This is a genomic window from Pleionea litopenaei (assembly GCF_031198435.1).
Lineage (GTDB): Bacteria > Pseudomonadota > Gammaproteobacteria > Enterobacterales > Kangiellaceae > Pleionea > Pleionea litopenaei.
Window position 1 is genome coordinate 1,998,310 of sequence record NZ_CP133548.1, and the last position, 22,306, is coordinate 2,020,615.

Below are 22,306 nucleotides of genomic sequence, written 5' to 3' on the forward strand. Positions count from 1 at the left end.
CGCTTTGCTAAGGGGCAGTTTTGTAGTTGATTTGCTTTTATGCTACACAGCATAAAAGTGAAGCGACGTAAAAACTGTCCCTGCTTGAGCAACTTGTTATGCATTGGCCATGACCAAAGCAACTAACTGTAGTGCAAATGCAAGAATAAAAAAGACAAACCCAGTAATTAGAAGCCCCTTCTTCTGAGCTGCTTCAACATGAGCTGTAGAATTACCAAGATGATGTATGTTTCCTTGGTGATTGGGCATTAACTGTTGAATATTTACTTCATGGCAGCCCGCCACCAAAGATAAGGCGGAAAGTATTCCCGTGACTCTGTAGGCAAGAATACCTGAACCAATAATGCCCATTATTGCTGCGATAATTTTTATACTTTCTACAGTCATAACTTTCCTTCGAATCTGATTGATGCATAACAGTTGATTGTATTCAGTAAAACTCATTTTAATTCAAACGCTTGTTTAGATTTTACTGAATAATTTATTTAAATCTGATACTTACCTAACTTCAATTTAAAGTCAATCCCGCAACTATGTAACTTTACTGCGTACAATTCCTGACTCACTTTTTGACAGCCTTTAAAATCAATGAGTTACAAAAGTGAAGCGTCGTAGTTACATGAAGCTTGACAAATACTACTTATACAAGTAGCTTTATTTTAAGCATCAAGGAGGATGTAAAATGACGCAAAAGCCAAAATTCATGCGACTAGTCAGGGACAGGATCAGAACGATGCAGTACTCTTACTTCACCGAAAAGAGCTATGTTTATTGGATTAAGAGCTATATTCATTTTCATCAGCTCAAACACCCGCAGGACATGTCTTCAACTCACGTCAACGATTTCCTGACCTACCTCGCAGTCACTCGTAAAGTTTCGCCAGCAACACAGAATCAAGCTTTATGTGCGCTAGTGTTCCTTTATAAAGAGGTTGTAAAACAACCGCTTGGAGAGAATAAAATCAATGCTGTACGGTCAAAATCTCATCGTAATTTACCAGTGGTCCTCTCTCCAGCAGAAGTAAAACGACTTCTCAATTCAATGCACGGTTTACCTCAATTAATGGCAAAACTGCTCTATGGTACTGGATTGAGAAAAACAGAAATTCATCGAATTCGAGTGAAGGACATCGACTTTGATCGCAATCTAATCATTGTTAAACGCGGTAAAGGGAAAAAAGACAGACCTTTACCATTGCCCGATGCATGTCGCAAAGAACTGCAAAATCAAATTGAATTTGTTAAGCAGCTTCATCTAAAAGACCGAAGAGAAAACGTTAATGGTGTAGAGATGCCTTATGCACTAGAGCGAAAGGAACCTAATGCAGGAAAAGCGCTTGCGTGGCAATGGGTATTCCCGAGTCTTCGATTAAGTACTGATCCTCGAACACTCATTGTACGCAGACACCATGTTCACCCCTCTGTTTTCGCTAAACATGTTAAAAATGCCGTTAAAAAAGCCGAAATTAATAAGAAAGTAACAGCCCACGTTTTTCGTCATTCTTTTGCAACACACTTATTAGAATCGGGAGCTGATATTAGAACGGTACAAGAACTATTAGGTCATACTGACGTTAGAACAACTGTACTAGCTCAGACTTAATCTGACAGTTACCCGTTTTTCAATTGGTGTCTGTCAGTTTAGATTTGAGCTAGATTTTTGTCAGCCCAAATTCTCTTACCATCAATTAATGTTTCATTGGGCGTTCGTCCACAACACATTTTTCCTTGATGGGTGCGTTCATTATTGTAGTAAACTATCCATTCGTCCAGATCCTTTTGAAGCTCATCCAGTGAACTGTATAATTTCTTCCGAAATGTAACCTGGTAGAACTCGTTCAATATCGTTTTATGGAATCGTTCGCAGATACCATTGGTTTGCGGTGACATTGCTTTAGTCTTTGTATGCTCGATGTCATTGATTGCTAAATACAGCTGATAGTCGTGATGTTCAACTTTTCCACAATACTCAGTGCCGCGATCCGTTAATACTCGCAACATGGGTAACTCATGTTGCTGGAAGTAAGGTAGCACTTTGTCATTAAGTATGTCGGCTGCGGTAATAGGTGTTTTTGTGGTGTAGAGTTTGGCAAAGGCAACTTTGCTGTAAGTGTCGATGAAGGTTTGTTGGTAAATTCGTCCAACGCCCTTTAGGTTACCGACATAAAAGGTATCTTGTGAGCCTAAGTAGCCAGGGTGAGCTGTTTCAATCTCACCACAGGCTTCATCATCATTTTTCTTCTTCTCAAGTGCAGCTATTTGGCTATCGGTCAGTATGATGCCCTCTTTAGCAACCTTATCTTCCAGTGCCTTCAAGCGCTTCTTAAAGTTTTCTAGGTCATGCCTGAGCCATATCGACCGGACACCGCTCCCTGATACAAAGACTCCTTTCTTTCGCAACTCGTTACTGGTTCGGTGTTGGCCGTGTGCCGGAAACTCAATGGCATAATTGATAACCGCTGTTTCTGTGGCTTCATCAACGCGATTTTTAACATTTGGGTTGCGACGGCTCTTGCTGATAAGGGCATCGATACCGCCTTCTTCGACCAGTTCTTGATAGCGATAAAATGTATCTCGTGATACGCCCATTACCTTACAGGCTTTCGATACGTTCCCGAGTTCTTCTGCTAAGTTAAGTAAACCAGCTTTGTGTTTTATGATTGGGTTGTTAGTATGTAGCATGAGAGTTACCTCTATAACGTTCTGATTTAAAGATTCGACACCTTTAATCAAAACGGGTAACTCTCACTTTTTCAAGTTGATGTGTCAGATTAAGTCGAGACTAATTCAGAACAACACAAATTTATACTCATGTTTTAAATCGAAATCCATCGGGGACATTGAGCCCTCTAGATAAGCTTTGAAACAGCTCAATAATGTCTGCTTTGCTTTGAATTTTCGCAAGGTCGGTGCTGGTTGCTTAGGTCTGCTTTAAGATACTACCCGAAGTCAGTCTTTCTGATGATATCAAACTATCAGTTACTGAAATGTAAGATTGATTCCAGACTAATCCACCAAACAAGCCACTCGCTTACGTTCCGTTTTTACGTCTTTTACCAACTCTATTTGTCTTGTTTATTTTTGCGACATTTATTTTTCGTCTTCGCAACTACTCATGATGATGCTTATGCTTTCCATGCTGAGACGGATTAGAGTAGCCTCGAAGGCGATTATAAAGCTGAACTTGATGAGCGCTTAACAAATTCTTTTGAGTTAGATGAGCATTCACATGACAAGCTCGTAACTGCGCCTCTAATTGAACAATGTTTTCCAGTCGACTAATAACTTGCGCTTCTGTTACGCTTCCAACATTAAATAGCGTCTCTAACTCGCGCTCTGCATGAATCAACTGCTGACCAAGTTCGCGAGCTTGTTTGTTCATTTTAGAGAAGTTACTTTTTGTTTTAGCGAGTTGTTCCTCAGATAAGTCTAACTCTTCGGCTAACTCCAATACATGCTTAGGCCCTGGATAGCCATTCAGTTCAGCGACTTTGGCATAGCCCATTCCTTTGCCTTCGAGTAATCCTTCAATTCTATCTTTAGAAAGAGACTTAATCTCTCGTAATTCTTCACCTGAATAGTTTGTTTGTTCCGCCAATGTTGCTGAACAAAAAGTTGCTAGCATCAGATAAACTAGTACCGTATAAACTAATACCGGATAAACAAATAGTCGTTTCATATTTTCACTCAGCTTGCGTCTTTTTCAGTTTTAGTTTCAGTTTCATAAAAACTTATTTCGATGACGTTTTTTCTCGCCCAACAATCTTGATGAAGTAATAGTGAATAATAAATACCAGAACAACAACGGGTACCAGTGCAAGTAAAATGTATTTAGGTTCTATAAATGGCTTCATTACAATGTAGGCAGCCATTCCGACAACGATTGGTATCATAGAGGCCCAAGATACAGAAACACGCTTAGCACAGGATTGGCATTTGACTGACCGAGCAGGGCCTAACATAAACTTTCCCATGGCACTCATAGCCCGATTGTTACAGTAAGGACATTGCACATACTTGGCATTTTTTTGCTTATCTACATTGCTATTTGGAGGCTGGTAGGGGTTTTCACTCGTCATGTATTAAATGCTCTCTAAACTCAGTAAAATTACTATGCTTACTGTTCTTTTACTTCTACAACTTCAGGGTATTTTTCGCTAGCATGCTCATGATACATATCGTCTAAAAAGGTCACTAACTCACCTTCAGACAAATCATTTGGAATGACAATATCGGTTACTCTCGTTCGAACACCTGTGCCACTATCTAAAAATAAACGCCATTCTTCTGAATTTCTCTGTACAACCATCTTTTTTCCAAAAACATTAAATTCAATTTCCACAAGCGTTCAAGTCCTTCTTCTACTTTTTAAAACCGCCACCAGAAAGAGCCGTCGCACGGTAAATCCATGTCACAGTTTTTCGCTTTGGAGCAAGAACCAATATCGCACATCCCCGATGGGTCACAATTGTTGTAGCATTTGTCCTTGTCTTTCTTTTTATCTTTCTTATTGTTTACTCTTTCTTCTTGCTTATGCTCTAAGTAAGCTAGTTTGCAGCGCTCAAATCGTCTTCTGATCAATCCGAATCCGCCGATAACACCCCGACGATTAATGATTTTTATTACCGCAGTGGAGCAAGAGTCAACACCATGCAGTGCGGCATGAGCACAACGAAATCCTTTGTATGGAGAAATCCATTTTTGATAAATTCGAATGAAATAAATAACAAGAAACTTCAATCCAATTCCTTATGAGTTATCGATCGGCTTCTCTTAATAAAATAGATTACTAACGATTCATTTCAAATCATTTACAAGCGCATCCAGTCTCAATCTAATTGCTTAGACTGAGACTTTATAGCGTTCAACCCGACTAGGCTTCCGCTTGTGCTTCTTCTGCATTATCAGATGACATGCCTGCTTTAAACATAAGATACCCAATAAGCATCTCTATGTATGCAGAATACTTCCAAAGTAGATCCGGAAGATTTACTCCTACATACTGACCCCAAAGGTCAAACTCCATAAAGCTACCAACGAGATCAACCGCGCCAAAGATAAAAAGAATAGCCCCTAAGATAATTAATACATTTTTCATTGTTATTTCCTTGTTTTGTTTTCTAAACGTTTTATTTTTACAGAGTGCAGATCGCTTTTTGTCTTGAATATCAAAAAAGTCGTCTGTCTCAGAGGTCGAGATACAAAAAATATTCCTTAAAATTAATACGAATCCATTATCTCGATTATTTCGACTATACATTATCTCTAATCGTTATGAAAGCATCGGTTTTGCTGGTAGGAAACCTGCTGAACCTGATGAAAGGCTTATACTTATGGTATTCCGCCTAGTGTATAAGAAACGGCATCTTCTAGGTCTTCTTCGTCGTACTCGCTTAATCCAAGAAAGCCGAGAACCGACAGCTTTATGATATCCCACTCATAATCCTTCGGAGCATCTCCTAAGCGCTGATACAACCGGACCATATGCTCAGAGATTTTTAATACCGACACGAGTGACTTCAACTTTGGATTTTCAATACTGGAATCATCCAGTAAGCGTTCAACACTGTGATGATTTTGCACCGCTTCCGAAATGAGTTTCGGAAGTTTCCAAACTCGGGTTAAACGATAGCCCGCAGCGGCATGATGCATGCCTATGTTTTTGAACTCTTCGCGAGTGATCTTACCGTCAGGACGGGCATAGGAGGCTTTGATAATCTCGCCGTAATTTTTTACTTTTTGAGCGATGATTGGCACTCCTGAATTATGGAAAAGGCCAAGCGTATAGGCTTCGTCGGTTAATCCGAGGTTTAATTGACGACATACAGCAGACGAAACAACTGCGACCGCTGAACTCGACTCCCAAAATTGCTCCATATTAATGGACGTAGAAATATCGGCCATTGAGGATTTTAGCAACATGGATTTAACAATATTGACCACTCGATCAATCCCCAACAGAATAACCGCTTGATTGATGGAGGCAATGCGAGCACTTAGACCAAAGTAAGGCGAGTTGACCGTTTTCATCACTGCCGCACTAACGCCAGGATCCGAGCTGATCTTTTGGGCGATCTCATCGAGATCGGTACCCGCCATACGAATTTCATCAATGAGTTTTGGTTGCGGGGGAATGTAAACCCCTTTTAGGATATCGTCAGGCATAAGGAATAAATTCAACGGACTAATTCATTAAGAATAGAAGAATTTACTCATTTATCCACTTCGAATGGTCTGAAAAAGAGGAGGCAAGCCTCCTCGATGCACCTAGAAAGATTTGAACACCATTGATGGTCAGCAGTCGCTAAACTAATTATTCTCTACTTCGAGTTTATCGACCTTCTGGAAGCCGCGAGGTAGTTTGTTACCACGACGTCCACGTTCTCCGCGATAATGCTCGAGATCTTTCATTTTCATTCTCAGGTGTCGCTTGCCGCTGTGAACGATGAGTTCATCATTTTCTGATACAACAGAAATATCGACCACAAACTCTTCGCGTGTCATCACTCGAGCAGCAGGAATACTGATTATTTTGTTACCTTTACCTTTCGCTAAACATGGTAAGTCTCGTAATGGAAACACCAGTAATCGACCTTCATTCGTCACCGCAACACAGTTTTGGGTTTCATAATCAAGTACCGGTTTCGGTGTAATGACTTTCGCGCCTTTTGGAAGATTAAGCAGTGCTTTACCGTTCTTGTTTCGCGTGACGAAATCTTCAAACTTTGCCACAAAACCATAGCCTGCGTCTGAAGATACCAAGTAGAGGTCATCATTTTGACCCATCAAGGTCGTGGTAAAGATAGCACCAGCTATTGGGTTAAAGCGGCCCGACAGCGGCTCTCCTTGTCCTCTCGCAGAAGGTAGTGTATGCGCCGCTAATGCGTAACTACGACCCGTTGAGTCAAAAAATACCGCTTGTTGATTACTCTTACCTTCGGCACTCGATAAATACTGATCACCTGACTTATAACTCAATTTTTCAGCATCAATATCGTGGCCTTTTGCACAACGCACCCAACCTTTGTCTGACAGAACAACCGTCACCGGTTCGGTCGGCATTAAATCGGTTTCATCAAGTGCTTTTGCTTCTGCTCGAGCAACGATGGGTGAACGACGATCATCGCCGAACTCATCCGCGGCTTCTTGAATTTCTTTCTTCACTAAGGTTTTAAGACGACGCGCAGAACCTAAGGTTTTTTCAAGTTGCTCGCGCTCTTTCGCTAGCTCATCTTGCTCGCCACGAATTTTCATTTCTTCTAAACGAGCTAACTGTCTTAATTTGGTATCAAGAATGTAATTCGCTTGCAGTTCGGTCAGCTCAAAGCGCTTCATTAACTCTAGCTTAGGTTCATCTTCCGTACGAATAATGTGAATGACTTCGTCGATATTTAAAAACGCTATCAACATCCCTTCTAAAAGATGCAGGCGCTCATTCACTTTATTTAAACGATGTTGCAAACGACGACGGGTTGTTTCCGTACGAAACTCTAGCCACTCACTGAGAAATCGATTGAGCGGTTTAACCTGAGGTTTGTTATCGATACCAATAACGTTCACATTAACGCGATAATTTTTTTCTAAATCGGTCGTTGCGAATAAATGATGCATTAACGCTTCTGTATCAATACGGTTAGAACGCGGAACAATGACAAACCGTGTTGGCGTTTCATGATCTGACTCATCTCGAATATCACTGACCATGGGTAACTTCTTGGCTTGCATTTGTTGCGCAATTTGCTCCATCACGCGATTACCAGAAACTTGATGAGGTAATGCGGTAATCACCACTTCACCATCTTCAGTGTGGTATTTCGCGCGCATTTTAATACTGCCGCGTCCAGTCTCATACACTTTTAAGATATCGTCTTTCGAAGTGATGATTTCAGCTTCAGTCGGAAAGTCAGGTCCCTTTACAATTTGATTTAAGTCCGACACCGATGCCTTTGGATTATCGAGCAAGTGAATACACGCATCAGCAACTTCTCGTAAATTGTGCGGAGGAATATCGGTCGCCATACCAACCGCAATTCCGGTCGTGCCATTTAACAACAAATTAGGCAGTCGAGCAGGAAGTATTTCTGGCTCGCGCATGGTTCCGTCGAAGTTTGGAACCCAGTCAACGGTACCTTGTCCCAACTCACTCAACAAAACTTCTGCATAAGGAGACAGTCGAGATTCGGTATATCGCATCGCCGCGAACGACTTAGGATCATCAGGTGATCCCCAGTTGCCTTGACCATCAACCAAGGGATAGCGGTAAGAAAATGGCTGAGCCATTAACACCATCGCTTCGTAGCATGCAGAATCACCATGGGGATGAAACTTACCCAATACGTCACCCACCGTACGGGCAGACTTCTTGTATTTCGATGTCGCTTTTAAACCCAACTCGCTCATGGCATAAACGATGCGCCGTTGTACTGGTTTAAGTCCGTCGCCAATATGGGGCAATGCACGATCCATAATGACGTACATCGAGTAGTTGAGATAGGCCTTTTCAGTAAACTCGGCTAGCGACTGACGCTCAACACCTTCAAAGTTAAAATCCATCGTTCTAATCTACCTCGTTATACTTCCGCCAAGTTGCCCTTGGTCTCTAACCAACTTTTTCGATCACTCGCTCGTTTTTTACCGAGCAACATGTCCATCATTTGTTCGGTTGCGGCAATGTCTTCGATTGAAAGCTGAACCAATCGTCGAGTATCACGAGCCATGGTGGTCTCCCGTAATTGTCCAGGGTTCATCTCACCTAAACCTTTAAAGCGCTGAACATTGACCTTGCCACGTTTTTTCTCTGCCTCTATGCGGTCGAGAATGCCATTCTTTTCATCTTCATCTAGGGCGTAAAAAACTTCTTTACCAACATCGATACGATATAAAGGAGGCATGGCCATATACAAGTGGCCTTGCTCAACCAGTGGTTGAAAATGCTTTACGAATAACGCGCATAACAAGGTTGCAATATGCAATCCATCTGAGTCAGCATCGGCCAAAATACAGACCTTACCGTAGCGTAACTTGCTTAAATCGTCGGAATTTGGATCTAAGCCTATCGCCACCGAAATATCGTGGACCTCTTGCGACGCTAAAATATCGTGGGCATCAACCTCCCAGGTGTTCAATATTTTCCCGCGTAGCGGCATAATGGCCTGATAATCTTTATCTCGAGCTTGTTTTGCACTACCTCCCGCTGAATCTCCCTCAACTAAAAATAATTCAGAGTTCATGGGCTCTTGGCCAATACAGTCGGCGAGTTTTCCAGGTAATGCAGGACCAGAAGTGACTTTCTTACGCGCAACTTTTTTTCCTGCTCGTAAACGTTTGTGCGCATTGCTGATTGCCAGCTCCGCCAACTTGTCACCCAAATCTGCGTGCTGGTTCAACCACAAACTGAAAGCATCTTTGACCACGCCAGAAACAAAGGCGGCACATTGTCGAGACGAAAGTCGCTCTTTCGTTTGCCCGCTAAACTGCGGATCTTCCAGTTTCACCGATAAGACGTAACTTAAGCGGTCCCACACATCTTCCGGCGCTAATTTCACACCACGAGGCAACAAATTTCGGAACTCGCAAAACTCGCGCATCGCTTCGAGTAATCCGGTTCTTAAGCCATTAACGTGCGTACCACCCAGCGCCGTAGGTATCAGGTTGACGTAGCTTTCGGCCAGCATCTCGCCACCTTCGGGTAACCAATGCAATGCCCAATCAACGGCTTCAGACTGGCTCGAAAAGCTTCCGACAAAGGGCTCTTCAGGCAAAGTCTCAAAGCCTTCGGCTGACGCTGCGACATAGTCAGTTAAACCATTCTCATAAAACCATTCGAATGTTTCGCCATTGATATTGTCACTCAGCTTAACTTTTAAGCCTGGACACAAAACCGCTTTGGCTTTCAATAAATGCTTTAAGCGAGGAACTGAAAACTTTGCCGAATCAAAATACTTAGGATCAGGCCAAAAAGTGACGGTTGTGCCCGTATTGCGCTTACCAACTTCACCGATAACTTTTAAATCAGAGGCCTTGTCGCCATGCTCAAACGCCATCATTTGCTCGACGCCATCACGTCTTACGCGAACTTCAACACGCTTAGATAACGCATTAACAACACTAATCCCAACACCATGTAAGCCGCCCGAAAACTGGTAGTTCTTGTTTGAGAACTTTCCGCCGGCATGCAACTTGGTCAAAATCAGCTCGACGCCGGGAATCCCCTCTTCGGGATGAATATCGGTAGGCATGCCACGGCCATCATCAGCCACTGACATGGAGCCATCTTTTTCGATAGAAATATGAATGACCTTACAGTGACCTGCCAGTGCTTCATCGACACTGTTATCGATAACCTCTTGGCCCAAGTGATTGGGTCGGGCGGTGTCTGTGTACATTCCAGGTCGCTTTTTAACCGGTTCTAAACCGTTTAAAACTTCAATGGAATCGGCTGTATATTGACTCATATTGATTGGCTTATTCTTAACTAGGTCTAGCGCCTAATGTTGGCGATTTCATTTCGAGTTGGCAAGTCTTTCTGTGTGCTCAATTGCGGATAACTGCAGATTGCGGTGCGAATTGATTAGATAATCGACAATAGGCGAGCATATTTTAAACAGCTCTATCATAACTTATCGATTGAGGGGCTATCAAAGACCGCTATTAATAGCCCTTAATTGAATAATCGACGGTGAAAGCAATGTCATGAATACGATGTAAAACACTGTCTACCCGCCCGTCTGGATAAAGCGTTAAGTAACGATAACCCGGCGCTTCGTCACCGGCAGAGAACTCGGTCGAGCCAGGCTTAAACTGAACGCAGGTTGATGGGGTCGAAATCAATTGCACTCCCGCTTGTTCACCGACAAAATCTTGGTGGACATGCCCCCATAAGAAACAGGTTTCTTTATCATTCGAGGCAACCGCATTAAACAGTTCAGGGGCATTTTTGATGCCCAGTCCATCTAACCACTGACTCCCAACGGCGACCGGTTGATGATGCATCACAACCAGCGAATGTCGCTGCTGATTATTGCTTATACGCTGTTGTAAAAAGTCGAGCTGCGGCTCTGAGATGTTTCCATAAACTTTACCTGGTACCGACGAATCGAGCATAACAATTTGCCAGTTTCCAGCAACAATATGCGGTTCGAACATCATATTGCCGTGATTCAAAATCTTTTGCATCACCTCCGGTTTATCATGATTACCGGGGATCCAAAAGCAAGGAATGTTCAAAGGCTGAAGTTTTTCTAATAGGTACTGGTACGATTCCTCTGATGCGTCTTGAGAGAGATCGCCGGTTGCGAGAATCAAATCGGGCGCTATCTCTTCTTTCATGAGTCTCGCTAAAACCGCTTCAAAACTTTCTCGAGTATTCAGTCCTAATAATTTTCCTGCGTTCTCAGCAAAAATATGCGTATCTGTAAGCTGAATAATTCGCAAACAGTCTCGACTATTAGGATGGATTTGCTTTTCGCTGAAATCACTCATTCAATTTCTCAACAAACTAACGCTTTCTAAATTTGGAATTTAATTCGCGCTAAATTCTATCTTAAAAATCTAGCGGCTCTTTCTTTTTACCTAGGACTTATTCTTTTTATCTAAGACGCTTTCTACTCTACCCAAAGACGCTTTCATTTCTAACTTAGATAAAAAGCAACTCCCATATTGCCTCTCCGAAATCTAACTTTATTGGTTAAAGTTCATTAAGAAGCCGTAATGACCGGTCGGCATATTTTATGGCTCGAATCACTGAAACAATAATTCAAGAACTGCCGCAACAATGTATTTCGCTGCATTTTATCGTCTCGATAATGACGCACCTGAGTCGGATATCGATTATTGGGTTTCGGTGTATAGTTGCGATTGTCTTCAATCACTTCTGCCATCTGCGCATCATGGTAAAGTCTCACCGTTAAGCAAATATCGTCTACCCAAGAGCTTTCTGACAAGTTTAACTTCAATTTGACCGTTGTGGTATAACGAGCCTCATCAATGATCGTTACCAACAAAGGCTCAACGATCTGAGGATCTTCAGTCTGAGAGTCTCCGGTCTGAAGTTCATCCACCTCGGTATTATTGCTCACACGGCTCTTGACGACACTGGTATTCTCTCGGCTTGAAAGAGAACGATTGGGTCGGAATTTAGCCTGTATTTCTTTAAACACCGATGGGTTATCGAGCGCTTGCATGCATCGCATGACCAACGCATAGTTCAACTCGCACTGAGCCATATAACCCGATAAATCAGGGATGTATTTTCGCTTAACTACACTCATAGCGTCCTAGACTACTTGCTAAAAACTTGAAACACCATACTTTATTTTAGAATCGAAGCTGCGAAATTCACACTTTTCCACGATTTTCAGCAATAAGATGTGAACTATTTAACATAAGCCACTGAATCCCAATCAATGTCATGGCATTGTTCAACTTGCCCGCCTGCAACCATTCAAAAGCCCGCTCCCAAGAGACCTTAACCACACGAATATCCTCATGTTCGCTTTCAAGCCCCGCATGCTCAAGCGCATCGCTTGCATCCGTGTAAGCTCCGTACAGGTGTATTTTCTCATCACTCCCCCCCGGACTCGACCAATAGCTATGTATCGGGAACAGCTCAAACGGTGTACACCCGGTTTCTTCGAAACACTCTCGGCTTGCAACGTCTTCTAACGTTTCACCTGGCTCAACGATGCCTGCGACTAATTCCAATAACCAGGGGTTTTCCTCCCCTGCAACAGCAGCTCCGACGCGAAACTGCTCAACCATTATCAATTCTCGAGATGTGCGATCCATCAATAAAACCCCCACAGCTTCGCCACGCTTGAACACTTCTCGGCGAACATTTTGTAGTCGCTCGCCGGAAAATGCCTCATGATCAATGGTCAACTCTTCGATTTTGAAAAAGCCTTGGAACAAGACGCGCTTCGCCGTTATCCAAAATTTCATAATTATCTCTGCTTACAGGTTAATCGAATCTCGCCATGACGCCGAAAACACGTCAATGTCATCCAGTCTCAGATTCAGCAATAAAAACGCCGCATCCCTTCGCACAAACATCCGTTTCAGAGTGGATGAATGTTCAGTAAATTGCCCCAAAAAGGCCAAAAATGCTTTACAATTATCCAACTACTTGGCTAAGGATGTCGTTTATACCATGAATAAAGACAAAGCTCAGTTTCACATGATAGAACAACAAATACGGCCGTGGAATGTTTTCGACTCGAGCATTCTTAACCTAATGTCAGTAATACCACGCGAATTGTTCGTTCCCGAAGCCTTTCGAAACTTGGCATTTGCAGACTTTTCTATACCGCTTGCCCATCATCAAAGCATGTACGCTCCGCGCGAAGATGCTCGAATGTTACAGGCACTTGAGCTGTCGGAGTCATCCAGCGTACTTGAAATTGGTACTGGTAGCGGATTTACCACGGCATTGCTCGCGAAACTGGCGCGTTCGGTTAACACACTAGATACGTTTCCAGAGTTTATCGATGAAGCTCAACAGCGTTTGCAACAGCTTGGTATTTCTAATGTTACCTACCATCATGAGACTGTTCATCAAGACTGGCTTCCAAACGATCGCTATTCGGCCATTGTATGCTCACCCGCAATCAACTTTTCACCCATGAGGCTTCTTGAGAAACTTTCCACGAGTGGGCGTTTGTTTTGCGTTCACGGTGAGCTTGAGAACCAATACGCCTATATTTATCGTAAAAACTCGACAGGTGAAGTAACTCGAGAGCGGTTGTTCGAAATGTCCACTCCCTTAATCAAGCTAGAAACACCTCTCGAAGACTTTATATTCTAGAGGTGTTAAACAACATTCGTTTACAATTAGACAAGAAACCATGACAACCTTTTTGCTACAGTAGACGTCATATTCGGAAATATATTGAAAACTGATTTTTTTATTCAAACAAAACGTCAAAACCACGGGGATAACACCTTGAAGAACAAACTATCATGGCTAGCGGCTACCAGCCTGACATTGGTATCCATTTGGCAACCAGTCTCCGCAGAAACCAACTTATGGGAAATTTATCAGCAAGCGCTTCGTAACGACCCGACACTTTTGGCCAGTGAAACGGGGTTGAAAGCGACTGAGGAGCGTGTCGACCAAAGCTTTTCAGCTTTGTTGCCTAAGTTATCTGCAAACCTAGACTACGCGAAAATTCAAAGCGAAGGGATTGGCTATTCAGAGCCACTGCAACAACTATTCCCTTACGAAACTGAAGACACAGAAAACACAGTGGCGGTCTCTTTAACCCAAGTTATCTATGATCACCGAGCATGGGTTGGTCTTGATATTCGAGAAAAGCAAGCGCTGAAAGCGGGTGCTGATCACGAAGCGCAGAAACAAACTTTGATCGTACGAGTAGCAGAAGCCTATTTTAATGTGTTAGCGGCTCAAGACGGCTTAGATTTTTCTAGCGCAGAAATGAAAGCGATTCAGCAAGAGCTAGAGCAAACGAATCAAAAATTTGAAGTTGGATTGATTGCCATTACCGACGTGCACGAAGCACAAGCTCGCTATGACCAAGCCGTTGCGGATAATATTCGCGCTCAAAACACCTTGGATAATACTAAAGAATCGCTTCGAGAAATCACTAATGAATATTATGCCTCGTTATCTCCACTGCAAGCGAAGTTTGAATTGCGTTCTCCTGAGCCAGTGAATGTTGATGAATGGATTAAAACCGCTGAAGAGAAGAACTTAACCTTAAGCGCGAGAAAGATTGATAAAGACATTGCTCAGCAAACCATTAAGGTTAATTTTGCGGAACACTACCCCAACCTATCGTTGATTGGTAGTTATCGAGATACTGACAACACCGACGAGTTCAAAGATATCGATACAGAAAACCAACGCACCTCATTGACATTGCGACTAAATCTTCCGATTTACTCTGGAGGAGAGACTCAGTCTAAAGTCAGAGAAGCTCAGCATTTATTCCAACAAGCCGTACACAATATGGAAAGTGCTTACCGCTCAGCCGTTCGTCAAACAAAGAGTGCGTTTTTGGGTATTCAAGCTTCCATCAGTTCTGTTAAAGCGTTGCAGCAGTCGACCGTTTCTAGTCAGGCGGCACTCGAAGCAACACAAGCAGGATTCGAAGTCGGTACTCGTACCATCGTAGATGTACTAAACAGCACTCGTGTTTTATACAACGCTAAACAAAACCTAGCGCGAGCTCGCTATGACTACATTTTAAACACTCTCAAACTTAAGCAAGCGGCCGGAACCTTAACCGAGCAAGACTTACGTCAAGTGAATGAGTTGTTGAAATAAACCATTATAGGGTGTGAAAAAAGGAAGCATTCGCTTCCTTTTTTTACTTCAAATATTTATGAAGCAGTTTAACCGTTCGGCTAACGGCACCACGATTGGCTTCGACCACGGCTTTACCAGCGACGCCCATTTTTTTGCATCGTTTTGAGTCTTGACTCAATTCAATCAGCACCGATACCAAATTGGACTCTTCAACCATACTTGCTGCGCCGGCTTGTTGCATGCTTCGAAAGACATCAGAGAAATTGAATACATGGGGTCCAGTAATCACGGGCTTCGCTAAAGCAGCTGGCTCTAAAGGGTTATGCCCGCCTCTATCGATAAGACTGCCGCCAATAAATGCCAAATCACCATGGTGATAGCAATACATTAGCTCACCCATAGAGTCACACAGAAACACTTGTTCGTCTTGCAGCTCTCGCTGACGGTCACTGCGTCGAAAGACCGAAAAACCGCGTTGAACAATCAGTTCAAAAACAGAATCAAATCGCTCTGGGTGTCGCGGCACAATTATCAGCTTCGCATCTATGCCTTGTTCAATTAACCGCCGAAATGCAGATAATATAATTTCGTCCTCTCCAGCATGAGTACTGCCTGCGACTAAAATAAAATGTTTGGCTCCCCAATCACCAAATATTTTGCGTGTTTTCGTATCGATATTGTTGGGAAGTTGAAGATCAAACTTAATGCTTCCGGTCACCGACACCTTGTAATCTTCAGCTCCTAAAAGTTTAAAGCGCTCCGCATCGGCTACATTTTGACACGCCAAATGCGTCACAGGATCGAGCAAAAGGCGATTGGTAGGAATCGGTAAGCGCGCATAAGAGTGAGCAGAGCGTGCAGAGAGCCGCGCATTAATTACAATCACTGGAACTTTTTGTTTGCGACTGTAGTGAATAAAGTTTGGCCAAAGCTCTGTTTCCATAATAATAGTGAGCTTTGGTTTGATTTTTCGAATAAATCGATTGACCACCCAAGGTAAGTCGTAGGGAGAATACAAATGAATGACACTATCCCCCAACAAGGATTGCACTCTCTCTGCACCGGTCGGAGTAGTCGTAGTTACGATGATTGAATATTGAGGGTACTCTTTTAACAACCGCTTAATTACCGGTATAGCAGCAAGTGACTCACCAACTGAAACCGCATGCACCCATATCGAATTCTCAATAGGTGGAATCTCAAACAAGCTAAAATGTTCTTTCCAGCGAGTTCGATAACTTGGATACTGTCGACCCTTGAGATACAAATTGATCAGAGCCATGGGTAACGCAAGCAGAAATATGAGCGAATATAGTAGCCTAAACAACGGGCCTCCCTGTTCTGACCGTGTGATTTTCTAAATTCTTGTGGCTATAGTAGACTGGGATACACAAGTTTGCGAGCATCCAGACTGCGCAGATGATAAAGAAAAAATAACTGTGGGTATACACTGACCTTATGATAGAAACCGTTGAAAGCTACCAAACTCCAGTATTAATGGGCTTAAGCCTGTTATTTTTTGGTTTAGGTTTTACCTACTTGTGGCAAGCGCTAGGTTCTATAAAGCGAGTTCGGATGTTGCGAGCAATGAGAAAACTCGTCTTATCATTAATTTTTGTCCCGCTCGCTCTGACAACCAGCTTTGTTTTAATCGGAATTCAAGGGTTTGAGACTCTCACCAAAGAAGAAGAAATTGCACGGTTACGAATTGAGCCTGAAAGTGGCCGAGAATTCTACGCCACGTTAACCTTCGCAGATGGCCGAGAACAACGTTTCTTGTTGACTGGAGATGAAGTTCAAGTGGATGCAGACATTCTAAAATGGCGTCCTTATGCCCATTATTTAGGCCTACACACCCACTATGATCTGAATCGAATATCAGGACGCTTTCGTAACGTTTCCGATGTGCAACGCTATCCGCCATCCGTGTACTCTCTGTCCAGTGAACGCTATCTTGATTTAGTCAAATTTCGCAATCAATACAGCACGCTTAGCTATTTGTTTGATGCAGAGTATGGCTCAGCGACCTTTATTAAAGCCGATCAACCCGCAACTTATAGCCTTCGAGTATCAACCACCGGATTACTACTGAGACCCGTTAAGACGCCTTAAGTCTTTTTGGCTTTCTGTTCGGCTTTTTTTCGTCTGACTTCTTTCGGGTCGGCGATTAATGGTCGGTAAATTTCGACTCTATCATTTTCTCGTAGAGGCTGATCGAGGGTTGTAGCCTTTGAAAAGATACCGACTTTGGCGGTCTGTAAGTCAATTTCAGGATACTTTTTTAAGACTCCGGACGCGACGATTGCTGACTCAACCGTCGCAGCGTCGGGTAAATCTACCATTAAAATTTCTTGCTCGTCTGGAGTGGCGTAGATGACTTCAACGATCATAGCTAACCCTGCTCACTCAGTTGTTTTGCTCGATTAATAAACGATTGCATCATTGATTCAGCGACTTGCTTAAATGCACCATTAAAGGCCATACCCATCAACTTACTTTTAAACTCAAACTCCAGATTAAATATCACTTTACATGCATCGTCGTTTAGCGCTTCAAAACGCCACTCTCCACGTAAAAACTTGAAAGGCCCATCAACCAAGTTCAGGTGAATGCTTTGATTAGGCACAAGTTCATTTTCTGTTGTGAAAGTTTGACTAAAGCCCGCTTTTTCAACCGCTATTTGAGCTACCATTCTAGTCTCTGATTCCTCTAAAACCTTTGAGCCAGAGCAGCCTTCGACAAACTCAGGATAAGCTGAGACGGTGTTTACAACCTGATACATTGTCTCTGTCGGTACTGAAACTAAGGACGTTTTGTTAATAGAGGGCATATTCTAACTCTCAACTTAAAAGTATGTAGGGGATATATATTTGGACTATTTTACCACTTTTCAATCGCTTTACACTGTGCACGCTTTATACCTTGCGTCTAGGGCCTTATAATAGCGTCTGCGAATTAGGATTGAATCATGGCAAAGAAAAAGAAAACGCCCGACAACGTTATAGTACAAAATAAGAAAGCTCGTCACGACTACTTCATTGAAGATACCTTTGAAGCGGGGCTGGTATTAGAGGGCTGGGAGGTTAAAAGTTTGCGAGCAAGCAAAGTTAATCTCAGTGACAGCTATATTTTTTTAAAAGATGGCGAAGCTTGGCTTCTCGGCTGTCATATTAGTCCTTTGCAAACCGTATCAAGCCATATTACGCCCAACCCAACCCGTTATCGAAAACTATTGCTTCACAACCGAGAGCTTGCCAAATTATTTGGAGCCCATCAACGACAAGGGTATACCATTGCAGCACTAAAGCTCTATTGGGTAAAAAATCGAGTCAAACTTGAAATCGGTTTAGCTAAAGGTAAGAAGCTCCACGATAAACGAGCGACTGAAAAAGAACGTGAATGGAATCGAGCAAAACAAAGAGTTTTAAAGAATGCGTAAACTGACACTACTAACACTGGCTGTTACAGTCTTCTTATCAGGATGCCAGTCACTGATCAATCAGCAGCCGCCAGCACCTGTTAGCTCCGCTGGCACCAGTGAACAAGCATTGAAACAAGTTAATTCGGCCATTAGATTACTCGAGCAAGGTCGCGAGAATGATGCTGAGCAGCTTTTAATGAATGTTCTGCAAGACCACCCAAATCATGCAACCGCAAAATTACTGATTGCTCAAATTAAAGTGCCGCCTGCCAAGCGCTATGGCAACGATGCATTTACTTATACCGTAAAAAGAGGCGATACATTCGGCCTGCTCGCTAAACGCTATTTAGGGCACTCCTTAGAGTTTTACGGATTAGCGAAGTACAATAAAATCACCAAGCCAGAAAATTTAAGAGTTGGTCAAAAGCTGCGTATTCCTAAACTGAAAAAGCAACTGGCTTCAGGCGATACAAGCTTCAAAGAAATTGCCTCATTGAGTCAATCAAATCCGCTAAAAGCTTTAGAAGATTTGGTTAATACACCGATGACGTCAGCAAACCGAGCGGCGTATCGTGACACCTTAAATCAAGTGTTAAGCAACTTAAAAAGTAACGCGAATGATACCAATACAGAAGGGTACGTAGAGTACCTAGATCGGCTTTTAGAGTCTAACCGAGTGACCGATGCAACCTCGATACGCCGCATTAAGAACAGCTTCCAAAGCCTTAAGTATCAACACTCAATGCATCAAGCAAGAAATGCCTATTACACAAGTAACGACCGACAGAAAGCCTATCAATATATTGCCATGGCAACTAAGTTACCCAGCAATGTGCAAAGTGACAATGATACTGCGTTCATTTCAAGCGTTAGCGAAGACCTGCATGGAGAGGCCTTTGTGCAGTTTCGCCAACAGAACCTCAAAAAGGCGATCACTATTTGGGAACAGGTTTTAGAAATAAACCCGACTCATGAAGCAGCACTAACTTACAAAGCGCGAGCAGAAAAGTTACTTGAACAATTAAATAATATTAAATAGTCTCGGTTTTAAATAGTCACCGTTTTAAAATTAGCTCATCGTTTTAAAACACATTGAAATGAAAAAGGGCGGTATCACACCGCCCTTTCTTTTGAGTATCAAAATATCAAGGTTCTAAGCTGCCACGTTAGTCGACTCGAATATCTTGTCTGCCGAAGCTGCGACGAATCCTCGGTATTGTTGATTCGTACCGGGAATATTAAATCGCTCAGCAAACTCATAAAAACAGCTACGAATTTTTAGCGGCTGATCGGAAAACTTCCAGTTTACAAAGTTAGCCATTGTTGAACTCTGTTTCAACGATACCTCTTCTGAGCCCTTTACTTCACCACCGCTTTGGTTCAATGAAAAGTCATGCGACTTAACAAATTGATTAACGTCTTCAAGCGTACTCAAGTGAGTTAAATGGTTAACAGAAACCGTAAAGTGGTTTGCTCTTAACCCAAAGGTTGCAAGCCATGCCGCATATTCACTATGTTTTAATAAGGTCTCATACTCATTTGAAGAGATGGTTCGCCAAGGTAACATTGGTAAAGAGATACCATCCTTTGCGATCACTTTATCGGCTTCCGCGATCAAATCTTCACAGATGTCGATCACTTCTTTAGGCATTTGCTCGAGTAATAATTCACTAACAAATATTTTAGGAGCATCTAGATCACTTTTAATTTCGAAATGATAAGCTCTCAATTTCTTTTCTTCGAAATGGTACTCATCAACGGCTTCATAATTGAACTGAGCCAAATAATCCTTTATTGCTTCTAAAGACAGAGCGCCTTTATTAAACGTTCTCAAAGCAATGTGATCATTTACTATGGTTTCACCGTTTTTGGCAAAAAGATCATGTATTCTTTTCGCATCTGGCGTTAACGTTAAATAATCATCCCATAAGTCTTGTAACAGCTTGTGCATAAATACTCCAAACATCATTTATTGCAGCGCACAATATAATCAATTCGCCAATATCTCGCAACCGTTAAACTGTTAAGTACTTGGTATTTTTAACAAACATAAAAAAAGCCGGTGCAAAGACCGGCTTTAAAAATAAGAATTTGAATTACTCTTCAGTTTCTTCAACTTCTTCTACAATATCTTCTTCTTCGATTTCTGGACGGTCTACTAATTCAACAATCGCCATTGGAGCATTGTCACCAGTACGGAAACCTGCTTTGATGATACGTAAGTAACCACCAGGACGATCTTGATAACGAGGACCTAATTCTTCGAATAAAATACCAACCGCTTCTTTAGAACGAGTTCTAGAGAAAGCTAAACGACGATTAGCTACAGAATCTGTTTTCGCTAAAGTAATTAACGGCTCAGCAACTCGACGTAACTCTTTTGCTTTTGGCAAAGTCGTTTTAATCACTTGATGCTTGAACAAAGAAACAGACATGTTACGGAACATGGCTTGACGATGTGAACTGTTACGGTTCAACTGACGTCCACTTTTGCGATGACGCATGGTAAATACCTCTTGAATTTAAGCAGCCTGCTATAGTACTGCCTTTATTTTGTTTCTCTTATATAACAAAATCACCGACCCTTGGGTCGGTGATTTCTATTCGATTAACTCGAATTATTTGTCGTCTAGTAAACTCGCTGGAGGCCAGTTTTCTAAACGCATGCCTAGTGATAAACCACGAGAAGCAAGAACGTCTTTAATCTCAGTTAATGACTTCTTACCTAAGTTCGGGGTTTTAAGCAATTCAACTTCAGTACGCTGGATTAAGTCTCCAATGTAATGAATATTTTCTGTCTTCAAACAGTTCGCTGAACGAACAGTTAACTCTAAATCGTCAACTGGACGCAACAAGATAGGATCGATTTCTGGCTCTCGACTTTCTGGCTCAGACTCTTTCTCATCTTTTAAATCTACGAAAGCAGCTAATTGCTCTTGAAGAATAGTTGCACTTCGACGAATCGCTTCTTCTGGATCAATCGTTCCATTAGTTTCGATTTCAAGTACTAACTTATCAAGGTTAGTTCGCTGCTCAACACGAGCTGCTTCTACAACGTAAGAAACTCGTCTTACTGGACTGAATGAAGCGTCAACTTGTAAACGACCAATTGGCGCATCTTCTTCAGCACTGTGACGGTTTGCAGCTGACTCATATCCGCGTCCTTTCGCTACTTTAATATTCATAGCGATCGAACCGTTTTTGGTCAATGTTGCAATTTTGTGTTCAGGATTGATGATTTCAACACCTGATAACCCTGCAATATCTGCAGCGGTGACGTCTCCTTCACCACTTTTTTGCAAAGTCAAAATAGCTTCGTCTTTGTCTTCCAAACTCACTGCTAAGCCTTTTAGGTTTAACAGGATTTCGATGACGTCTTCTTGCACACCCTCAATGGTGGTGTATTCGTGAAGCACGCCGTCGATCTCTACTTCTACTACTGCTGCGCCTGGCATTGACGAAAGCAAAATACGACGCAAAGAGTTGCCCAAAGTATGACCAAAACCGCGCTCAAATGGTTCTAAAACCACTTTCGCGCGATTGTCATTAATCTGCTCAACTTTTATTTGTCGTGGTGTCAAAAATTCGTTGACATTACCCATACAAATCCTGTCCTCTTT

At 42.4% G+C, this 22,306-nt stretch carries 25 protein-coding genes; 6 read left to right on the forward strand and 19 right to left on the reverse strand.

The window, feature by feature from the left end; genetic code table 11:
* Positions 1-96 precede the first annotated feature (96 nt).
* Positions 97-387 (reverse strand): hypothetical protein, encoded by a 291-nt coding sequence (locus Q9312_RS08960; protein WP_309204268.1) that lies wholly within the window; start codon positions 385-387, stop codon positions 97-99.
* Positions 388-703: 316 nt separating this feature from the next.
* Between Q9312_RS08960 and Q9312_RS08965 the strand changes: the two genes are divergently transcribed.
* Positions 704-1,603, forward strand: a complete 900-nt coding sequence (locus Q9312_RS08965; protein ID WP_309204497.1) for an integron integrase — start codon at positions 704-706, stop codon at positions 1,601-1,603.
* A 38-nt stretch (positions 1,604-1,641) separates the two neighbouring features.
* Here the strand turns inward: Q9312_RS08965 and Q9312_RS08970 are convergent, their stop codons facing one another.
* The 12 genes from Q9312_RS08970 to Q9312_RS09025 form a co-directional block, all read right to left on the reverse strand.
* A complete protein-coding gene (locus tag Q9312_RS08970; RefSeq protein ID WP_309201277.1) occupies positions 1,642-2,682 on the reverse strand; it encodes an IS481 family transposase in 1,041 nt (346 codons plus the stop codon).
* 427 nt (positions 2,683-3,109) lie between these two features.
* Positions 3,110-3,679, reverse strand: coding sequence for a hypothetical protein (locus Q9312_RS08975; RefSeq protein WP_309204269.1), 570 nt, complete (start codon positions 3,677-3,679; stop codon positions 3,110-3,112).
* Positions 3,680-3,731: 52 nt separating this feature from the next.
* Entirely contained in the window at positions 3,732-4,079 is a 348-nt protein-coding gene (locus Q9312_RS08980; RefSeq protein WP_309204270.1) for a hypothetical protein, read from the reverse strand.
* A 38-nt stretch (positions 4,080-4,117) separates the two neighbouring features.
* Positions 4,118-4,342, reverse strand: coding sequence for a DUF7661 family protein (locus tag Q9312_RS08985; RefSeq protein WP_309204271.1), 225 nt, complete (start codon positions 4,340-4,342; stop codon positions 4,118-4,120).
* Positions 4,343-4,368: 26 nt separating this feature from the next.
* The gene (yidD, locus tag Q9312_RS08990) at positions 4,369-4,740 is read right to left on the reverse strand and encodes a membrane protein insertion efficiency factor YidD (RefSeq protein ID WP_309204272.1); all 372 of its coding nucleotides are present in this window, start codon (positions 4,738-4,740) and stop codon (positions 4,369-4,371) included.
* A gap of 133 nt (positions 4,741-4,873) precedes the next feature.
* Positions 4,874-5,098: a hypothetical protein gene (locus Q9312_RS08995; RefSeq protein ID WP_309204273.1), complete on the reverse strand. Its 225-nt coding sequence runs from the start codon at positions 5,096-5,098 to the stop codon at positions 4,874-4,876.
* A gap of 233 nt (positions 5,099-5,331) precedes the next feature.
* Complete coding sequence (locus Q9312_RS09000) at positions 5,332-6,165, reverse strand: HDOD domain-containing protein (protein WP_309204275.1); 834 nt, start codon at positions 6,163-6,165, stop codon at positions 5,332-5,334.
* 144 nt (positions 6,166-6,309) lie between these two features.
* On the reverse strand, positions 6,310-8,553 hold the full coding sequence (gene parC, locus Q9312_RS09005) for a DNA topoisomerase IV subunit A (RefSeq protein WP_309204276.1): 2,244 nt from the start codon (positions 8,551-8,553) through the stop codon (positions 6,310-6,312).
* A 17-nt stretch (positions 8,554-8,570) separates the two neighbouring features.
* Positions 8,571-10,454 carry a DNA topoisomerase IV subunit B gene (gene parE / locus Q9312_RS09010; protein ID WP_309204277.1) on the reverse strand — a complete coding sequence of 628 codons (1,884 nt, stop codon included), beginning with the start codon at positions 10,452-10,454 and terminating at the stop codon, positions 8,571-8,573.
* Between the two features lie 196 nt (positions 10,455-10,650).
* On the reverse strand, positions 10,651-11,481 hold the full coding sequence (gene cpdA, locus Q9312_RS09015) for a 3',5'-cyclic-AMP phosphodiesterase (protein ID WP_309204278.1): 831 nt from the start codon (positions 11,479-11,481) through the stop codon (positions 10,651-10,653).
* A gap of 215 nt (positions 11,482-11,696) precedes the next feature.
* Positions 11,697-12,269 carry a DUF1249 domain-containing protein gene (locus Q9312_RS09020; RefSeq protein ID WP_309204279.1) on the reverse strand — a complete coding sequence of 191 codons (573 nt, stop codon included), beginning with the start codon at positions 12,267-12,269 and terminating at the stop codon, positions 11,697-11,699.
* A 67-nt stretch (positions 12,270-12,336) separates the two neighbouring features.
* On the reverse strand, positions 12,337-12,939 hold the full coding sequence (locus tag Q9312_RS09025; protein WP_309204280.1) for an NUDIX domain-containing protein: 603 nt from the start codon (positions 12,937-12,939) through the stop codon (positions 12,337-12,339).
* Positions 12,940-13,147: 208 nt separating this feature from the next.
* Between Q9312_RS09025 and Q9312_RS09030 the strand changes: the two genes are divergently transcribed.
* Together Q9312_RS09030 and Q9312_RS09035 are read left to right on the forward strand one after the other, a co-directional pair.
* Positions 13,148-13,801 (forward strand): protein-L-isoaspartate O-methyltransferase family protein, encoded by a 654-nt coding sequence (locus Q9312_RS09030; RefSeq protein ID WP_309204281.1) that lies wholly within the window; start codon positions 13,148-13,150, stop codon positions 13,799-13,801.
* Positions 13,802-13,939: 138 nt separating this feature from the next.
* Positions 13,940-15,283, forward strand: a complete 1,344-nt coding sequence (locus Q9312_RS09035; RefSeq protein WP_309204283.1) for a TolC family outer membrane protein — start codon at positions 13,940-13,942, stop codon at positions 15,281-15,283.
* A gap of 43 nt (positions 15,284-15,326) precedes the next feature.
* On the opposite strand, the gene waaA is transcribed toward Q9312_RS09035, so the two are convergent.
* Positions 15,327-16,592, reverse strand: coding sequence for a lipid IV(A) 3-deoxy-D-manno-octulosonic acid transferase (gene waaA, locus Q9312_RS09040; protein ID WP_309204284.1), 1,266 nt, complete (start codon positions 16,590-16,592; stop codon positions 15,327-15,329).
* A gap of 131 nt (positions 16,593-16,723) precedes the next feature.
* Here waaA and Q9312_RS09045 point away from each other — a divergent pair, with 131 nt between their 5' ends.
* On the forward strand, positions 16,724-17,377 hold the full coding sequence (locus Q9312_RS09045) for a hypothetical protein (RefSeq protein WP_309204286.1): 654 nt from the start codon (positions 16,724-16,726) through the stop codon (positions 17,375-17,377).
* Here Q9312_RS09045 and Q9312_RS09050 read toward each other — a convergent pair.
* Together Q9312_RS09050 and Q9312_RS09055 are read right to left on the reverse strand one after the other, a co-directional pair.
* The gene (locus Q9312_RS09050) at positions 17,374-17,655 is read right to left on the reverse strand and encodes an RnfH family protein (RefSeq protein WP_309204287.1); all 282 of its coding nucleotides are present in this window, start codon (positions 17,653-17,655) and stop codon (positions 17,374-17,376) included. The two genes, Q9312_RS09045 and Q9312_RS09050, sit on opposite strands and share 4 nt — an antisense overlap.
* 2 nt (positions 17,656-17,657) lie before the next feature.
* Positions 17,658-18,095 (reverse strand): type II toxin-antitoxin system RatA family toxin, encoded by a 438-nt coding sequence (locus Q9312_RS09055; protein ID WP_309204288.1) that lies wholly within the window; start codon positions 18,093-18,095, stop codon positions 17,658-17,660.
* A 138-nt stretch (positions 18,096-18,233) separates the two neighbouring features.
* Between Q9312_RS09055 and smpB the strand changes: the two genes are divergently transcribed.
* Together smpB and Q9312_RS09065 are read left to right on the forward strand one after the other, a co-directional pair.
* Positions 18,234-18,704 carry an SsrA-binding protein SmpB gene (gene smpB, locus Q9312_RS09060; RefSeq protein ID WP_309204289.1) on the forward strand — a complete coding sequence of 157 codons (471 nt, stop codon included), beginning with the start codon at positions 18,234-18,236 and terminating at the stop codon, positions 18,702-18,704.
* Entirely contained in the window at positions 18,697-19,725 is a 1,029-nt protein-coding gene (locus Q9312_RS09065) for a LysM peptidoglycan-binding domain-containing protein (RefSeq protein WP_309204290.1), read from the forward strand. The genes smpB and Q9312_RS09065 overlap by 8 nt, the downstream gene beginning before the upstream one ends.
* 114 nt (positions 19,726-19,839) lie before the next feature.
* Here Q9312_RS09065 and Q9312_RS09070 read toward each other — a convergent pair whose 3' ends face one another.
* The 3 genes from Q9312_RS09070 to Q9312_RS09080 form a co-directional block, all read right to left on the reverse strand.
* Entirely contained in the window at positions 19,840-20,637 is a 798-nt protein-coding gene (locus Q9312_RS09070) for a DUF1338 domain-containing protein (protein WP_309204291.1), read from the reverse strand.
* Between the two features lie 145 nt (positions 20,638-20,782).
* Entirely contained in the window at positions 20,783-21,190 is a 408-nt protein-coding gene (rplQ, locus tag Q9312_RS09075) for a 50S ribosomal protein L17 (protein WP_309204292.1), read from the reverse strand.
* Between the two features lie 114 nt (positions 21,191-21,304).
* Entirely contained in the window at positions 21,305-22,288 is a 984-nt protein-coding gene (locus tag Q9312_RS09080) for a DNA-directed RNA polymerase subunit alpha (protein WP_309204293.1), read from the reverse strand.
* Positions 22,289-22,306: the final 18 nt, after the last annotated feature.

What these genes read in the sequence shown, in the direction of transcription:
- Q9312_RS08960 (WP_309204268.1), bottom strand. Translation starts at nt 387, where the DNA reads ATGACTGTAGAAAGTATAAAAATTATCGCAGCAATAATGGGCATTATT.
- Q9312_RS08965 (WP_309204497.1), top strand. Translation starts at nt 704, where the DNA reads ATGCGACTAGTCAGGGACAGGATCAGAACGATGCAGTACTCTTACTTC.
- Q9312_RS08970 (WP_309201277.1), bottom strand. Translation starts at nt 2,682, where the DNA reads ATGCTACATACTAACAACCCAATCATAAAACACAAAGCTGGTTTACTT.
- Q9312_RS08975 (WP_309204269.1), bottom strand. Translation starts at nt 3,679, where the DNA reads ATGAAACGACTATTTGTTTATCCGGTATTAGTTTATACGGTACTAGTT.
- Q9312_RS08980 (WP_309204270.1), bottom strand. Translation starts at nt 4,079, where the DNA reads ATGACGAGTGAAAACCCCTACCAGCCTCCAAATAGCAATGTAGATAAG.
- Q9312_RS08995 (WP_309204273.1), bottom strand. Translation starts at nt 5,098, where the DNA reads ATGAAAAATGTATTAATTATCTTAGGGGCTATTCTTTTTATCTTTGGC.
- Q9312_RS09000 (WP_309204275.1), bottom strand. Translation starts at nt 6,165, where the DNA reads ATGCCTGACGATATCCTAAAAGGGGTTTACATTCCCCCGCAACCAAAA.
- parC (WP_309204276.1), bottom strand. Translation starts at nt 8,553, where the DNA reads ATGGATTTTAACTTTGAAGGTGTTGAGCGTCAGTCGCTAGCCGAGTTT.
- parE (WP_309204277.1), bottom strand. Translation starts at nt 10,454, where the DNA reads ATGAGTCAATATACAGCCGATTCCATTGAAGTTTTAAACGGTTTAGAA.
- cpdA (WP_309204278.1), bottom strand. Translation starts at nt 11,481, where the DNA reads ATGAGTGATTTCAGCGAAAAGCAAATCCATCCTAATAGTCGAGACTGT.
- Q9312_RS09020 (WP_309204279.1), bottom strand. Translation starts at nt 12,269, where the DNA reads ATGAGTGTAGTTAAGCGAAAATACATCCCTGATTTATCGGGTTATATG.
- Q9312_RS09025 (WP_309204280.1), bottom strand. Translation starts at nt 12,939, where the DNA reads ATGAAATTTTGGATAACGGCGAAGCGCGTCTTGTTCCAAGGCTTTTTC.
- Q9312_RS09030 (WP_309204281.1), top strand. Translation starts at nt 13,148, where the DNA reads ATGAATAAAGACAAAGCTCAGTTTCACATGATAGAACAACAAATACGG.
- Q9312_RS09045 (WP_309204286.1), top strand. Translation starts at nt 16,724, where the DNA reads ATGATAGAAACCGTTGAAAGCTACCAAACTCCAGTATTAATGGGCTTA.
- Q9312_RS09050 (WP_309204287.1), bottom strand. Translation starts at nt 17,655, where the DNA reads ATGATCGTTGAAGTCATCTACGCCACTCCAGACGAGCAAGAAATTTTA.
- Q9312_RS09055 (WP_309204288.1), bottom strand. Translation starts at nt 18,095, where the DNA reads ATGCCCTCTATTAACAAAACGTCCTTAGTTTCAGTACCGACAGAGACA.
- smpB (WP_309204289.1), top strand. Translation starts at nt 18,234, where the DNA reads ATGGCAAAGAAAAAGAAAACGCCCGACAACGTTATAGTACAAAATAAG.
- Q9312_RS09065 (WP_309204290.1), top strand. Translation starts at nt 18,697, where the DNA reads ATGCGTAAACTGACACTACTAACACTGGCTGTTACAGTCTTCTTATCA.
- Q9312_RS09070 (WP_309204291.1), bottom strand. Translation starts at nt 20,637, where the DNA reads ATGCACAAGCTGTTACAAGACTTATGGGATGATTATTTAACGTTAACG.
- rplQ (WP_309204292.1), bottom strand. Translation starts at nt 21,190, where the DNA reads ATGCGTCATCGCAAAAGTGGACGTCAGTTGAACCGTAACAGTTCACAT.
- Q9312_RS09080 (WP_309204293.1), bottom strand. Translation starts at nt 22,288, where the DNA reads ATGGGTAATGTCAACGAATTTTTGACACCACGACAAATAAAAGTTGAG.